Annotated in this window: 13 protein-coding genes; 1 reads left to right on the forward strand and 12 read right to left on the reverse strand. The window is 66.5% G+C overall.

The genetic code is table 11. The features are described from left to right. Positions 1-133: 133 nt before the first annotated feature. The gene (locus M0M48_RS07295) at positions 134-664 is read right to left on the reverse strand and encodes an ArsR/SmtB family transcription factor (protein WP_224126685.1); all 531 of its coding nucleotides are present in this window, start codon (positions 662-664) and stop codon (positions 134-136) included. A 38-nt stretch (positions 665-702) separates the two neighbouring features. On the opposite strand from M0M48_RS07295, the gene M0M48_RS07300 reads away from it, so the two are divergent. After that, positions 703-1,107, forward strand: a complete 405-nt coding sequence (locus M0M48_RS07300; RefSeq protein WP_224126684.1) for a four-helix bundle copper-binding protein — start codon at positions 703-705, stop codon at positions 1,105-1,107. 59 nt (positions 1,108-1,166) lie between these two features. On the opposite strand, the gene M0M48_RS07305 is transcribed toward M0M48_RS07300, so the two are convergent. From M0M48_RS07305 to M0M48_RS07355, 11 genes are all read right to left on the reverse strand, one after another. Then, the gene (locus M0M48_RS07305) at positions 1,167-2,411 is read right to left on the reverse strand and encodes an IS256 family transposase (RefSeq protein WP_257750619.1); all 1,245 of its coding nucleotides are present in this window, start codon (positions 2,409-2,411) and stop codon (positions 1,167-1,169) included. Between the two features lie 642 nt (positions 2,412-3,053). Next, the gene (locus tag M0M48_RS07310) at positions 3,054-4,298 is read right to left on the reverse strand and encodes an ATP-binding protein (RefSeq protein ID WP_445323405.1); all 1,245 of its coding nucleotides are present in this window, start codon (positions 4,296-4,298) and stop codon (positions 3,054-3,056) included. A 242-nt stretch (positions 4,299-4,540) separates the two neighbouring features. Then, complete coding sequence (locus M0M48_RS07315) at positions 4,541-4,948, reverse strand: hypothetical protein (RefSeq protein WP_257750621.1); 408 nt, start codon at positions 4,946-4,948, stop codon at positions 4,541-4,543. Positions 4,949-5,013: 65 nt separating this feature from the next. Next, positions 5,014-6,594 carry a ComF family protein gene (locus tag M0M48_RS07320; RefSeq protein WP_257750622.1) on the reverse strand — a complete coding sequence of 527 codons (1,581 nt, stop codon included), beginning with the start codon at positions 6,592-6,594 and terminating at the stop codon, positions 5,014-5,016. Further along, positions 6,591-7,439, reverse strand: coding sequence for a DNA-processing protein DprA (locus M0M48_RS07325; protein WP_257750623.1), 849 nt, complete (start codon positions 7,437-7,439; stop codon positions 6,591-6,593). The genes M0M48_RS07320 and M0M48_RS07325 overlap by 4 nt, the downstream gene beginning before the upstream one ends. 67 nt (positions 7,440-7,506) lie before the next feature. Next, the gene (locus M0M48_RS07330; RefSeq protein ID WP_257750624.1) at positions 7,507-8,955 is read right to left on the reverse strand and encodes an SCO6880 family protein; all 1,449 of its coding nucleotides are present in this window, start codon (positions 8,953-8,955) and stop codon (positions 7,507-7,509) included. A gap of 6 nt (positions 8,956-8,961) precedes the next feature. Continuing rightward, complete coding sequence (locus M0M48_RS07335) at positions 8,962-10,254, reverse strand: type IV secretion system protein (RefSeq protein ID WP_257750625.1); 1,293 nt, start codon at positions 10,252-10,254, stop codon at positions 8,962-8,964. A 10-nt stretch (positions 10,255-10,264) separates the two neighbouring features. Further along, positions 10,265-10,570: a DUF6112 family protein gene (locus M0M48_RS07340; RefSeq protein WP_257750626.1), complete on the reverse strand. Its 306-nt coding sequence runs from the start codon at positions 10,568-10,570 to the stop codon at positions 10,265-10,267. A 33-nt stretch (positions 10,571-10,603) separates the two neighbouring features. Next, positions 10,604-10,894 (reverse strand): DUF6112 family protein, encoded by a 291-nt coding sequence (locus M0M48_RS07345; RefSeq protein ID WP_257750627.1) that lies wholly within the window; start codon positions 10,892-10,894, stop codon positions 10,604-10,606. A 49-nt stretch (positions 10,895-10,943) separates the two neighbouring features. Continuing rightward, positions 10,944-13,454 (reverse strand): hypothetical protein, encoded by a 2,511-nt coding sequence (locus M0M48_RS07350; RefSeq protein ID WP_257750628.1) that lies wholly within the window; start codon positions 13,452-13,454, stop codon positions 10,944-10,946. A gap of 321 nt (positions 13,455-13,775) precedes the next feature. After that, complete coding sequence (locus M0M48_RS07355; protein ID WP_257750629.1) at positions 13,776-15,014, reverse strand: IS256 family transposase; 1,239 nt, start codon at positions 15,012-15,014, stop codon at positions 13,776-13,778. Positions 15,015-15,111: the final 97 nt, after the last annotated feature.

Raw genomic sequence — 15,111 nt, forward strand, 5'->3', positions numbered from 1 at the left:
CTTCTGCTGCTCGGGCTTCTCCCGGTCACTGGGCTCGCTGGCACCGGACGGCTTCTGCGTATGAGGCGATGACATGGGGATTGCCCTTTCCGATGGGGGTCAGTTGCGGTGGTTGATGTCGCTCAGCTCGGCGTCAGACGTCGTCGTCCTCGATTGGAGCGCGAGACATCTCGATGAGCTGACGTAGACAGTGCTGACGAAGCGGCTCGGGAAAGCCCTCTGCGAGCCGGTAGTACACGATCCGGCCCTCCTTGCGTCGTCTCACCAGCCCGGCGGTACGCAGCACCCGAAGTCCGTAGGAGACTGCGTCCTCGCTCACCGACAACGCAATGGCGAGGTCGCCCACACAAAGCTCCTCGACCACGTCAAGCGCGTACAACAGTCGTGCCCGGGTGGGATCGGCCATCAACGAGAGCACGCTGGTGAGCCGGTCTCCCTCCTCTGCCGACGGCAGGCGCTCGCGGGCCAAGGCAACCCGTCTCGGATCGACCGGGTGCTGGTGCCGGTCGCCGCCACCGGTGTTCTGGTCGGGCGCGTCTACGCGAGCGCGGACCGGATGGTCGTCAGTCACCCCGCGGAAGTACCCGATATCCGTGCGGCTATGCGGATGATGCTCGTCCGGTTGGGTACAGACGTCAGGAGAGCGGCGGATCAAGAGCACCATGCCGGGATGACCTCGCCGCCGTAACTAGAGGAGGAACCGTGGCTCACACCAAGATGCTGGAGGCTTACCCGAAGGACTTGGGCAACATCGACAAGGAAAAGCTGGCCGAGTGCATCGCGGCCTGTTTCGAGTGCGCACAGATTTGTACCGCGTGTGCCGACGCGTGTCTGTCGGAGGACATGGTCGCCGAATTGACCAAGTGCATTCGTACTGATCTCGACTGCGCCGACATCTGCGTCGCCACCGGGAACGCGTTGTCACGCCACACCGGGTACGACGCGAATGTGACCCGAGCGTTCCTGGAAGCCTGCGCGACCGCCTGCAAGGCATGCGGCGACGAGTGCGAAAGCCATGCCGACATGCACGAGCACTGCCGTATCTGCGCCGAAGCCTGCCGACGCTGCGAACAAGCCTGCCGCGACCTCCTCGCCAATCTGGCGTAGAGGTCGGTCAAGTCCGCTGGGGTGGTGTACGAGGTTGATCCCTCGGTTGGGCGTGTCGGTCAGGCTGTGAGGGCCTGGAGTTCGGGTTCGGTCACCTCCTCGACGACGCAGGTGTCGACGGCCTGGGCGCGGGCGAGGACGTCGAGTCCGAGGTAGCGGCGGCCTTCGGCCCACTCGTCGTGCTGCTCGGCCAGGACGGCGCCGACGAGCCGGATGATGCTGGCCCGGTCGGGAAAGATCCCGACCACGTCGGTTCGCCTGCGGATCTCGCGGTTGAGGCGCTCGTTGGGGTTGTTGGACCAGATCTGGCGCCAGATCTCCTTCGGGAACGCGGTGAAGGCGAGGATGTCGGCACGAGCGTCCTCCAGATGCTCGGCCACCTTGGGGAGCTTCTCGGCCAGGGCGTCGACGACCCGGTCGAACTGGGCGTGGACAGCGTCGGCGTCGGGCTGGTCGTAGATCGAGTGCAGCAGCGCCTTGACCCAGCCCCACGAGGACTTCGGCGTCGCCGACATCAGGTTCGCCGCGTAGTGGGTTCGGCAGCGCTGCCACGAGGCGCCGGGCAACGTGGCGCCGATCGCGGCCACCAGCCCGGCGTGGGCGTCGCTGGTGACGAGCTTGACCCCGGCCAGGCCGCGGGCGGTCAGATCCCTCCAGAAGGCCAGCCACCCGGCGCCGTCCTCGCTGCTGGTGACCTGCACGCCGAGGATCTCGCGGTGCCCGTCGGCGTTGACGCCGGTGGCGACCAGCACGTGGACCGGCACCACCCGGCCACCTTCGCGGACCTTGAGCACCAACGCGTCGGCGGCCACGAAGGTGAACGGCCCGGCCTCCTCCAGCCGTCGGGTGCGGAACTGCTCGACGTGCTCGTCGAGTTCCTTGGCCATCACCGAGACCTGGCTCTTGGACAGGCCGGTGATGCCGAGGGTCTGCACCAGCTTGTCCATCCGCCGCGTCGAGACGCCGAGCAGGTAACAGGTCGCGACCACACTGGTCAGTGCCCGCTCTGCTCGCTTGCGGCGCTCCAGCAGCCACTCGGGGTACAGCGAACCGGTGCGCAGCTTGGGAACCGCGACGTCCAGAGTGCCGACGCGGGTGTCGAGGTCGCGGTGCCGGTAGCCGTTGCGGGAGTTGACGCGCTCCATGCTGCGTTCGCCGTAGCCGGCGCCGCACACCGCGTCGGCCTGCGCCGAGAGCAGCGCATTGACGAACGTGGTGAGCAGGTCCCGCATCAGATCAGGACTGGCCTGGGACAGCTGCTCGTTCAGGAACTGTGCAGGGTCGATACTGGGTCCAGCGGTCATCGTCGTGGTCCTTCTTCGAGTCGGTTTTCGCAGATCACTCGAAGGATCCACCCGGTGGCCGCGCCTACGTTGGAGGCACGCGCTCACTCAGGTCCGTCGTACACCACTCTGCTGGACTCCACTTAGAGGTCGGTCCGGTGACCCTCGTGGCCATAGCTCCACGGCCGGGTGCGTTCGTTCCAAGCTGGCACAAGGGGTCCACCCGTAGGTCAGCGTGGGTCAGGCAGTCCAAACTACGACATACAGCACTGTCTCACCGAGAACCGGAATCATGATCGACGACGCGGGCCCCGGCTGACCGGGCCCGCGTCGCGGCCTCCGCCGCACACTTGGCCGGTCACTGTGCAGTGCAAGCGCGCCCAACATGCTCGCGGTCGCGGCGCGGCATCTGGGTTCCGCTCTACGACGTACTCGCGGGGACGCCTGCCCTCGGAGGTGAGGGCCCCATCACCGCATAGGGAACCGCCAACGGTGAACCCGCGGGGCCGACCCGATCGCCGCTACTCCTTCTCGGTGACGGCTCCAGATCTGGCACACGACATGCCACGTCCCCGGCTTCTCCGAACCTGAGTGTCCGCACACACTCGAGGACGTTGCGTATGCTCAGGTTCGTCGCAGAACCGTCAAAATTCGCGCGAACTTCTAAAGAGCTCCTGTCATGCGTCCGGTGGTGTCGAAGAGTTCGAGCTCGGCGGGGTGCATCTGGTGTTGGACGACGAAGGAGCGGTTCTTGATCCGCCACAGCCCCTGGCCGGTGCCGAGCGTGGGGATCAGTGACTGCTCGGTGCCAGTGAGCCCCAGCGCTGCCGAGGTCGCACCGAGCTGGTCGGCTTCCTGGCGGTAGACGATGCGGGTCTCGGCGTTGGCGAGGAGCGACGAGGCGAGCGCGCGCATGGCGGAGCCGGAGTCGCCGACGTTGTCGAGGTCAGTGAGCTTGTGGAAGATCAGCATGTTCGCGATCCCGTAGTGCCGCGCGAGGCGCCAGTGGGCGTCCATCCGTCGCAGCAGTGCGGGGTGCGACATCAGGCGCCAGGCCTCGTCGTACACGACCCAGCGCTGGCCGCCGTTCGGGTCGAGCAGTGCCGATTCCATCCACGCGGACGCGCAGGTCATCAAGACCGAGATGAGGGTGGCGTTTTCGGTGACGCGGGACAGGTCGAGGGAGATCATCGGGAGGCTCGGGTCGAACTTCACCGTCGAGGGGCCGTCGAAGAGCCCGGCGAGGTCGCCCGCGACGAGGCGACGGAGAGCGTGACCGACCAGTCGTCCGTCCTCCGTGAGGCGGCCGTCGGGGTCGTCGGCCGGCTCGGGGGTGAGGAGCCGTTCGACGACCATCGGGAGGATCGGGACGTCGGCGCCGCGCACGGTGCGGTCGATCGCGATGTCGACGGCCGTGTGCTCGAGCGGTGTGAGTCGGCGCTCGAGTACGGTCTCCGCCAGGGCGCCGACGAGGTCGCGGCGACGGGATGCGACCTGGCTGGCCCACTGGGCGTCGTCGTACCCGGACAGACGGTGGCCCTCGTCGAGCGGGTTCAGACGGTTGGCCATGCTATGTCCCAGCGCGATGGCGCGACCGCCGACGGCTTCTGCGACGGCGGTGTGCTCGCCCTTGGGGTCGCCGGGGACGTAGACGCGGCGGCCGAAGGGGATCGACCTCGTGTAGAGGCTCTTGGCGAGGCAGGACTTGCCGGAGCCCACGATCCCGGCGAGCACGAGGTTCGGTGCGGTGATGAGCCCGCGCGCGTAGAGAATCCAAGGGTCGTAGACGAAGGAGCTCCCGGAGTAGAGGTCCTGGCCGACGAACACGCCTTCGCTGCCGAGGCCGCCCTCGGCGAGGAAGGGATACGCGCCCGCCAAGGTCGCCGAGGTGTCCTGATGGCGTGGCACGCGGAATCGTCCGGGAGTCCGCAGTGTTGCGGGACCGTGTTCGCCGGCGCGAGGGAGCGTCACGGTCGCCCGCTTCTCCGCCGAAAGTTGCTCGGCCTTGCGCTTGGCTTCGGCGCGCCGGGCTTCGCGGTCGGCGGACAGCAGCTCTCGCGCCGCGGCCTTGCGGAGCTTGCGATCGTGCCGCCGTTCTCGTCCCGGTGAGACGAGCACGGCGGAGTGGAGGCGCCCGTCCTGCCACCCCGTCACAGCGACATCCCCGGCTGGTGCGTCGAGCGCTGAACTGGAGCGAAGGACGGGTAGTCGCGTCTGTCGTAGGCGATCGTGGCCTCGATCTCGTGGGCCCGATCCACGCATTCGGCGACCTGGTGAATCATCTCGGCTGCGCGATGAAGCTCCCAGGACTCCCTGTACGACGCGGCGCGCCCGGCGTTGGCATCGCCGTTCATCCAGGCCTGCTTGCGAGTCGGCCCGTCGTGGAACTCGCCCAGCTGGTGCAGTGTCTGGCTCAGCGATGCGAGAGCGGAGCTGATGGAACCCAGGACTGCGTAGATCACGGTCGGGTCCCCGATCGTGCGCGTCGCGTGAGCAAGGCCGCGGACTCCTTCCCGGAGTTCGTCGGCGTCGGCGACCGGGTCGTTGAAGCTGGGCATTGGATCCTCCTCGACGTACTTGTCGAAATGGAGGTGTCGACTGCCAACCAGGCAACGCGGCTAGCTCAGCAGAGCGTGTCCGAGAACTCGATCACCATCTCGGTCATCAGGGCCAGCTTCGCGGCAACGGAGTCCGGGATTCCCTGTTGATCGGCGTAATGCTTTACCTCTGATCGTGCCTGCGAAGGCGTCAGCCCCTCGGCCACTGCAGGGCACACCGACTCGATTGCGTTTTGCGCTTCGCCGAGCGTGATGGCCTCGACGCCCCGATCGGACGCGCGGTCGTTCACCCTGTCGCGGAACTCGGCTGCTGTTGTCGGAGCTGGTGCGTTGCCGGAGGCAGCTCCCGAGCCGCTGAGAAGCGGTCCGAGGAACAGCGCTGCGGCGGCGATCACTGCGAGCGTGAACGCCGCGATCGCAACTGGCTTGGGCAGCGACTTCAGCGCCCAGTTCGCGCCCCAAGCTGCGATCGCGAAGACCATGAACGTGATGTAGCCACTGGTTCCGGCGGATCCCCACAGCCCGCCGTACCGGTCAAGCGGGTTCATCGAGATGCCGATGTTGGAGAGGAGTATCGGCAGGATGAAGACGATCGCAAAGGGCGCGGCAAGAATGACCGTGAGGGTCAGCGCCGACGACTCGCTCAGCCGCGCCGTACCGCCGGGCGCGGCCGCTGGTTCCATTGGTAGGGAAACGGGATACGACTCACGTGGCACTGCCGCACCGACGGACGTTGACGTGCTCGCCTCGTGGCTTATCGGCGCCTTATCGGTCCGAGACTGCTCCGACCACGGATCACTTGGCGGAGTCGCCCAGGGGTCGGTCGAGGTATCAGTTGCCCATGGGTCCGTCTCGGAGTCGTAGTCAGGCTCCTCCCAGTCGTCCTCGGGCGGTTCCCAGTCGTCCGGGTCGTCCCATGGGTCCTCGGCGGTGTACGTCGAACCAGCTTCATGGCTGCCGCTGCACACGGGGCAGAACTCGCGACGCTCTCCGCGTGCCCGCACCGTGGCCATGTAGTCGTCTGTCATCCAGTCGAGGTCTGCGTGGCGCCCGAGAACAACGATGGTGACCTTGTCTGCGCCAGCCTCGTAAAGGGCACGGGCGGCGCTCAGGCTGGTTGCACCGCGCGTGAAGGTGTCGTCGACGAGCAGCACGTGCTCATCGCTAACGCCTCGTGCTTCGAAGCGGTTCTCGTCAGGGATATGCGTGTCGAGGTCAGTGTCCAGAACCTCCAGGGCGTTCTCAATCCAAGTACTGGAACCCCACTCGGTCTCTTCAAGCAGCGACTCGACCGGGTTCTCCCGGCTCTTCCGGCTGGGCACGAACGTGACAGTGTCGACGTAGCCAATGTGCTCCATCAGGTGAGGTAGGCGCTGATCGATAAAGTCGACGAGCTCAGCGGTTGCGGAACTGCGTTCGCTTGGGCTGCTGGATCGCTTGTAGTTCCACAGCGCGAGAGCGAGTGGCGACTTTTTGATGGCGAGGCCGAGGGGCAGGACTTCCGGTAGGGGGTAGGTGGTGCCAAGTTCCAACGCCTTGGTGATCTGGTTGCAGCTATAGCACCGGGTGTACGTGGCCGAACTAGCTCGGCAGACAGTGCAAACGCCCGGACCGGGCAGGGGGACGGGCAGGGCGGTGCTGGTCATGCGGTGGTCAACACTTCCTCGGGACTGTCGACGAAGGTTGCTTTGCCGGCATCGGCGAACCTGTTTGCCCAGGGCTGAACGCGGAGCTTGTGGTGGAGGAACAGCGGGCGGCCCTGTTCGGTGGCGAGTCGCGCCTGGAGCGCGGCGCCGCTTCGTTCGTCCGCGTCAATGACAAGCGTTGCGCGCGCCCAGGCGGCCATGACCGCATTCCGCATTGGGAAAGACGTCTTTGTTGGAGGCGCATCTGGCAGGAACTGAGATACGACGAGGTGTCGCGCCGCGATCTCCTCTTGGAGGGCTGCGTTCTCCTTCGGGTATGCCCGCTCGATGCCGGTTCCGATAACTGCGACAGTTCGTCGACCCGCGCCCAGCGCGCCCAGATGCGCTTCGCGGTCAATGCCCGCCGCCAGGCCACTCACCACGACCGCGCCGCGCGTCGCAATTTCGCCAGCCCAGTCCCGAGCCGTGGCGAGGGCATCGTCTGTGACCCGCCGGGATCCGATGATCGCGATGCCGCTGTAGTCGCTGACATCGAGCGTGCCTCGATAGAAGAGGAATAGAGGTGGAGCCTTCAGTTGCGCGACAGCCGACGGAAAATCGGGCGAGCTGATGGTGATTGCCCTGATACCTCGATCTTCCAGTCCCTGGAGCATCTCGGTGTAATGCTCGATCAGTTCTTCGGTCGGTGGGCCATCGCCGAAGAGACCATCCTGGAAGTATCCGCGCTCATCCAGGACCGGGCCGACGCCTCCTCGGTCCCGGACCTCGCGAGCGAGTTTGGCCCATGGGTCTGCGTCGAGCTGCGCCAGGGCCAGGGCTGCGGCCACTTGGTTCAGTTCTCGCACGGCAAAGACTCTCCCAGATCGTCCCGACAGAAGTGGGCGAGTGTCGAAACTCGTGTCGCATCTGGAGTCAGACAGCGCGGCAAATCGGTAGCGCTGCGGCAGCAAACCCCTGAGCCTGCTGGCCCCAGAGACGTCGCGTCTCGCACGAGGCCTGGATCGCGGCCTGCTCGATCGCCGCTACAGCGCGCTCGAGTTCGTCCGGATCGCTGGCGCTGACGGCGACGAAACCGGTCGCTCGCAGGACTCCATGCCCGGCGGTGAGGTCTGCCTCCTGCTGGAGGACGTCCTGGTACTCGGCGGTTTGCTGGGCGTCCTCGATCTGACCGATCTTCTGTCGCTGGGCGGCGTCGGAGATGTACTCCGTCTTCTTCTTGCGGATGTCGCGGGCAGCGCGGTCGGTGCGCATCGGCGTGTAGAGGAGTGTGAAGGTCCGCCGGATCCCCGAGGACAGCAGCAAGGGCGCGAGGAAGCCGGGGTAGACGAGCGACCGCGGCCACTCGCTGATCCAGAGGACGCAGTGGTGCGCGGAGTCGCTGCGCATCGAGCCCCACGATTCGGTGACCGCGACGGGTCCCGCGGTGGCGAGGTCCCGGCCGATGTCGCCCTGGCGTTCAAGTGCGCCCGCGACGGCGGGGTCGTACGCGGACCGCAAGATCAGCGCAAGGTCGCCGGTCGTCAGCCAATCGCTGGGGGAGAGGTCGGCAGAACGGAGAGCGGCCAGCATGGTCGCCATCTCCTGCCGGAGTACGGCGGCCGCCCCTCGCATGCCTCCGCCAGCAGCCCGGATCGCTCGCCCGGCCACTTTCATGTCCACAGAGATCGAGACGGTCGATGCGTGGCGCTCGCCCGCGGGTCCGGCGCGGTCAACCAGTTCGCCGTACGTCGTCGAGGCCCACTTGCCTGAGCGGTTGCCGTGCTGCTCCCACCAGTCCGCCAGACCCTTTCCGGAGTCAGGGAGCGTCCGCTCCACCACCTGGACGGAGGCGATTCGCCCGGAGCGGCAAGCCGTCGCGAGGACCCGTCCCCACGAGACGACACGGCGTTCCTGCTCGGCTGGGTCGAGGAGCACGAATGCGGGGTGGGAGACACCGACAATCGCGGTCAGGGTCGCCCCGTGCGGGTCGTGAACCATGACGGCGTCGGTCTCGGGGTCGACCCACTGACGCAGCCGAGCCGCGTCGCCGGGCAGCGCCAGCGTTCCGGCCGGCCGGGGCTTCAGGACTCGACGGCGATACAGCAGTTGCCCGCCCGCTGATCGCCACAGCCACCGCGCGCCGATCGGCGCCCACTCGATGAGTCTGCGCCCGCCGACGCCGACGAATGCCAGCGTGACGAAGAACAGGATGATCGGGAAGGTCATCACCACGGCGCCGATGTACAGACCGATGATCAAGGTGCCCGACGCGAGGCTGGCCATCACGAGTTGGGGTCCGGAGAGACCGAGCAGGACGCCGCGCCGGGTCAGGCGCGAGAACTTGATGGGGGTCAGTTCCGGTTCGCCGGTCGTCCTGGCCACGGTTGATCACTTCTTCCCAGTGGTGTCAACCAGCGTCGAGTCCGCGACTGGCGGTGGGACTGTCGAAGGAGCAGCGGACTCATGCGCCTGTGCCTGTCCGGTCGCCTGGGCGGCGACGAAGTTGCCGAGCCGAGGCCCGGCAGCTACCGCCTCCTTCGCGACCACGACTCCGGCGGCAACTGCGCCGCCCGCCGCAGCAGCACTTCCGGAGGCGCCACCTGCTGCGGCGCCTCCGCCGCCGGTTCCACCTGACGGTCCGCCCGTGGATGGTCCCGTGGCCGCAGGCGAGGCGCCGGACGTCGTACCGCCGCCACCGTTTGCGCCGCCCCCGCCCAGGACCTTCGCCGGCTCGCTGCCGGTGCGGCGAGACAGCGGGATCGGCAGCGGCCGGTTGAGCGACGACTTGGCCTCCTGCTCGGCCGACATCGCGTGGTACATGTCGAAGCCCATGAAGGCGATCGCCTTGTAGGTCAGGTACGGCGCGAACCCGGCCATCAGCATTAGTACGACGCCCGCCATCGGCTGACTGACGGACTCGAGGTCGGCGTCGATCGGCGCCGAGACCTGGGCGGTGGCGAGTAGGAAGATCACTACGAGGACGACCTTCGACAGGATCATCGCGATCACGAAGGTCGCCCACCGGCTCGCCCACGTCCGGGTGTGGTCCCAGCTGGCACCCGCGAGCGCGATCGGTGCGAAGACGATCGCGATGAGAAGCAGGGCCTTGCGGATCAGCAGGCTGATCCACACCACCATGGCTCCAATGATCGCGAGGCTGGCGAGGAAGATCGTGAGGATCGCTCCGGCGCCGGGAGCGCTGAGGTTGATGGCACCGAGTCCTGCGGCGAGTACGGCGACCTTGTCGCCCATCTCGTTCATGTTGGTGCCCGCTGCGTTGACGATGCCGATGCAGAGCTGGTCGGTGATCTCGAGCGCAGTCGCGAGCAGGGCGAGGGCGACGAACGATCCCAGGATCGACTTCGCAAGCCCGAGGGCGGCTCTGGATAGCGCTGCTGGTTCGCGACGAATCATGCCGCCGATGACCTGGAGCATGAAGAACCCGAGCATCACGAAGACGCCGACGCCGAACATGATGTTGTAGACCTCTGTGTACTCGCCGCTGGTCACGTCGACGTACGTCGTGGTGTCGATGACCTTCCAGACGGAGGTGAACATCCACTCGGCCGCGTCGCCCATGCCCTGAGCGAGCCAGTCGAACGGTGCGGTGATGACCGCGCCGGCCGCGTCGCCGGCGGCGTTGCAGACCTCGTGGATCACCGGTACGTCGCAGACACCCATGATCGATTCCTCAGACCTGCTGACCGACGTTCCAGAAGAAGTTCACCAGCGTCACCGACGCGCCACAGACGATCGCCGCACCGAGGGCTACGAGTACGCCGAGCTTGCCCCGCCCGGCCAGGTGCGGGTTGGACGAGTTGGCCCCGAGCGCCCACACGATGGCCGAGATGATCAGCGCGAGTACGGCGAGCACCAGACCGACCGTCATCGAGGCTCCGACGATCTTCTTGAGCTGGCCGATCCCAGGCAGGCCGTTGGAGTTGGGATCGATCGAGATGTCGAGGGGGAGCAGGAGTGCTGCTGCAATAAGGTCCATCGGAGGGCTCCTGACGTCGGACGGGCGGACGCCTTAGAGGTGCGGGCCGATGTCCAGCAGCCAGTTGGCCCAGGTGAGCGCGGCCCCGGTGAGCGCCGCTCCGCCGATCGCGACGAAGCACCCGAGCTTCGCCTTCTGAGCGGTGTGCCAACTGCCCGAGCTCGAAGCGATCGCCCAGGTCGTTACCGAGATGACGAGCATGAGGACGGCGATGATCAGGCCGTAGGTCAACAGGGCGCCGACGATCGCGCGGAGGTCGCCCGCGCCCCCGACGGCACCGAAGTCAGGCCCAACCGTAGTTGCGATGACGTCGCGCCCGCTCATGCTTCGAGGTGCTCATACCGCACCACCACGCGAGTCAGCAGCAATCGTGCTACGCGGACTCCGCGGGCCCAGGCTCATCGTGCACGAGGCGGATGAGAACCTCAGGCGTCGTGGCGGGATTCCGAAGGAGCCGCTCTCGGATGTCCGGGTCAGAAGCGTGTGAAAGCAGTGTCTCCAGCACGTCCGCCGGGCAGGCCGGATTGGACGCTGCCAGCCGCAGCACCTCGATGCTGGAGTTCAGAGATGCTGCGCGAACTCCATCTTCTGAATCTCCCGAGGCCAACTCAATCAGCAGATCTTGAGGTGCATTCGGGTTGGTCGCGATCAGGTTGAGCAGCACAGGGTCCGAGGTGGCTCGGGCGGCTCGCGCAAGAGCTGCTGGGGGAGCGATCGGATTTCGAGCCAGCGCCTCGATGACCTGTCTTGAGTCAAACGGGCGTTGGGAGCGGCCATAGTGACTTGGCGGATTGCAGAAGGCACTCAATACGCTGGGGTTCGTGGAGCTCGCGAGTCGTGCAAGCTGCTCAGCCGAGGCCTTCGGGTGCTTTGCGACGCCAACTTGGGTGTCGATGTCGTCGGTGGCGACCAGTAGGTCTAGGACAGATTCGGGTGTGCGCCAAAACTCCGCGACCGCACGCCAGATGTCTGGCCCTCCTTCGTTGACCAGGTGGGCGAGTGGCGCAGCGGGAGGGTCGTCCCAATGATCAGCGTTGACGTAAGCGTCAACGACGGCCCGCCGAACAATAGGGTCTGGATCGAAGGCGAGGCGTGCGAGGAGCTCTTTCCGCTCTTCGCTGTACGGTGCCAGGCCAGAGTTGGCGGCGACGGCGGCGCGAACATCACCTCGGTCGTCCCGTGAAAGCAACACAAGGGCCTGGATAGCGTTGATGTCTTCCGTGTGCCGGCCCGTTCGCTGCGTCCAGGCTGCCGCGGCGCGACGGACGGATGGATCTTGGTCCTTCGCCAACGAAAGCAGGACAGACCCGGGCGTAGATCGGTTCGAGGCGACCGAGCGCCGCACATTGGCGTCCGCACTCGTCGAAAGTTCACGAAGGATGTCGGGCGCAGTTCCCTCTGCACCCGCGAACCGGAGGGCCTGAGCCTCATCGCCGGGAACCTTGGCCCACTGGAGTTTCGAGATGGCGACGTCGAACTGATGTGAGAGGGCGGCTCGATCCTTCTCGAAGGTGGCAGGGTCCAGGACATCGACGTAGTACGACCCGCCCTCGTCCATGGGCGCGTACTCCCTCTTCTTCGTCCATCGTGGCGCAATCCAATGGGCGTCCCGCAGCCGAGACAAGATCCCGATCGGGGTGTTCGGCTGGAGAAAGCCGCGGAGGATCGATTCGCGCGCTTTGGAGAGCGCCTGGGGAAGATTGTCGGCAAGAAGGACGCGGACGACTTCCGACATACCCGCTTCAGGCAGGGCGGGGTTCGCGATCAGGGAGTCGAGCAGAGATCTATGAGCTCGAAGCAGGTCGTCGCCGTGTGTCCTGGAACGGCTGGCCGCGCTCGGAAGGCTCAAGAACGCCGTGGACGCCGTACGCGCGATCTGGACGAGAGCTTCGGGCGGGGCGGAAGGATTTGCTGCAATTCCTTCCAACGCCGAGACTTCGGCGATTCGGACCTGGGTCAGCTTGTACTCATCGTTGGGGCTGACGTAGCCCGCCCGCCGCATATTGTTTCCGTCATCACCTGCTTCGACGACAGGGCGGCACAGGGCTGCCGCGAGCTGCCGGAGCGCCGGCGAGGGTGTGGAACGGTTGGCCGCGGCGGCGGCACGCACGCTCATCTCACTGTCGTCTGCCAGACGCGTAAGGATCGCCGAAGGTGTCGCAGGATTGCTGGCAACTCCCTGCCGAATCTTGGGAGATGGATCGACTGCCAGTCGAATGAGCGACTCCGCAGGAGTGCTCGCGGACTCCGAAGCAGCGGCTCGGCATGCTTCGCTCGGGTCGGTCGCCAGAGCCGCGAGGGTTTGGGCGGGTGTCGAGGCATTGCGTGCGACCGTTTCGCGCACGCCGTCGTCAGGATGGCGCCCGAGCTGCTGCAGGACGTCAGCTGGCGCTGCCGCATGCTGGCCAATCTGACGGGCAGTGTGTGCGTCACTCTTGGGCGCGAGACGTCGCGCGATGCCCGGACGATCCTCGGCGGAGGTCGATGGGTTCCTCCACAGCGCCGTGAGGACGCCGACGTCATCGGTCTCGACAAGTCGGGCCAGAACCTCAGGGGAAGAGGAGGTCTTTGCCTGCGCAAGCGCAGCGACCCGTGGTGACGAATCGCCACACAGGTCTTCGAGCGTCGCTCGCGAAACGTCCGGCGCTTCTGCTACCGCTCGGCGGACCAGCTCTTCACGATCATGAACAAGCACCTGGCGCTCGGCGTGCTTGCCGTACGCCCGGGCGATTGCGGCGCGTTCGGCCGGGTCGCCCAGGAATCCTGTCTGACGCACTACGTCTGCGAGGTCCGTTTGGGTAATCAGCCTGGCCCGCGCGATGACGGGAGTGGCCCGGTTCGACGCGACCGCGCGACGAAGTTCCGGTTCCTTGCTACCCGCCAACGTCTGAAGAGTTTCTGGGGGCGTCGACTCATTCGAGGCGACGGCGAGTCGTTCCTGGACGCCGGACTCCGGGTCCCCGGCCAAGGCGGCCAGAACCTCTCCGCTGCTTGACGGGTTGCCGCCAACATTCACTCGAACTGCCGAGTCTGACGAACGCGCCAGTCGGGCGAGAGCTGACACTGGCGTTGAGGGGTTCGCGGCTATGGCGATGACGACCTCACGCCGCGAACTATCTGCGAGCTGTTCGAGGGCAGCGGGTCTACTGCCCGGATCCCGGACAGAGCCCCGCGGGGTGGTGGGCTTTGAGGTGACCCTCGGTGCCTACGCGTCGCCGTTGTCGATGGCGGCGACGGGGTGAGTATTGCTGGTCTCGTAGAGCTTGGCCATGGAGCCTTCTGAGAGGTAGCGGCGCTCGCCGGCGATCCATTCGTCGTGCATGTCGATCAGCACGGCTCCGACGAGTCGGATGACGGCGGCGGCGTTGGGGAAGATGCCTACGACCCGGGCCCGGCGCTTGATTTCCTTATTCACGCGCTCCAACGGGTTGGTCGACCAGACCTTGCGCCAGTGCTCGCGCGGGAACGCGGTGAAGGCCAGGACCTCGGCCTTGGCGGCGTCCATCAACGGACCGAGCTTGGGGAACCGGGCGGCGAGCTCCTCGCGGGTCTTGTCCCACGCCGCGTGGACGTCCTCGGGCGTGGGCTGGGCGAAGATCATCCGGAACGCGGTCGCCACGAGCTCGGCCTGCCCCTTGGGCACGTGAGCGAGCAGGTTGCGCGCGAAGTGGACCCGGCACCGCTGGTGCGCGACACCCTGGAACGCCCGGCCCAGCGCCTTGACCAGTCCGGAGTGCTGGTCTGAGATGACCAGCTGCACGCCGGCCAGGCCGCGCTGCTTGAGGCTGAGCAAGAAGGCGCGCCAGAAGACCTCGTCCTCGCTGTCGCCGACATCTAGGCCGAGGATCTCCCGCTCCCCGGTCGCGCTCACGCCGGTCGCGACGACCACCGCCATCGACACCACCTGACCGCCCTTGCCCGGGGCGTTACGGACGTGGAGGTAGGTCGCGTCGAGGTAGATGTAGGGGAACTCGACATGATCCAGACTGCGGGTGCGGAACGCGCCGACCTGCTCATCGAGGTTGGCGCAGATCCGGGAGACCTCGGACTTGGAGACACCGCTGCCGCCCATCGCCTCGACCAGGTCGTCGACCGAGCGGGTGGAGATGCCGTGGACGTAGGCTTCCATGACTACCGCGTACAGCGCCTGGTCGATACGGCGCCGCGGCTCGAGGATGATCGGGAAGAACGAGCCCTTGCGCAGCTTGGGGATGCGCAACTCGACATCGCCGGCCTTGGTGGTCAGCATCCGCGGACGGTGGCCGTTCCGCTCGGCTGTGCGGTCCTCGGTGCGCTCATAGGGCGCCGCGCCGATCTGCTGGGTGGCTTCGAGCTCGATCAGCTCTTGGAGCGCGAGCCGGACCGAATCACGGATGAGATCGACGCCATCACCGGCACGGAACGCCTCGAGGATCTCGGACAGGGCAGACTGGGGCAAGGCCATCGGTGGACCTCTTTCTTCAGTGGGTGCTTGGCCGTACACACCGAAGATCCCGCCGATGGCCGTCTACGTGCTGACGCCCCGCCGCTGCTCCCTCAAA

Origin of the sequence: Pimelobacter simplex (assembly GCF_024662235.1) — a bacterium.
Classification (GTDB): Bacteria; Actinomycetota; Actinomycetes; order Propionibacteriales; family Nocardioidaceae; genus Nocardioides.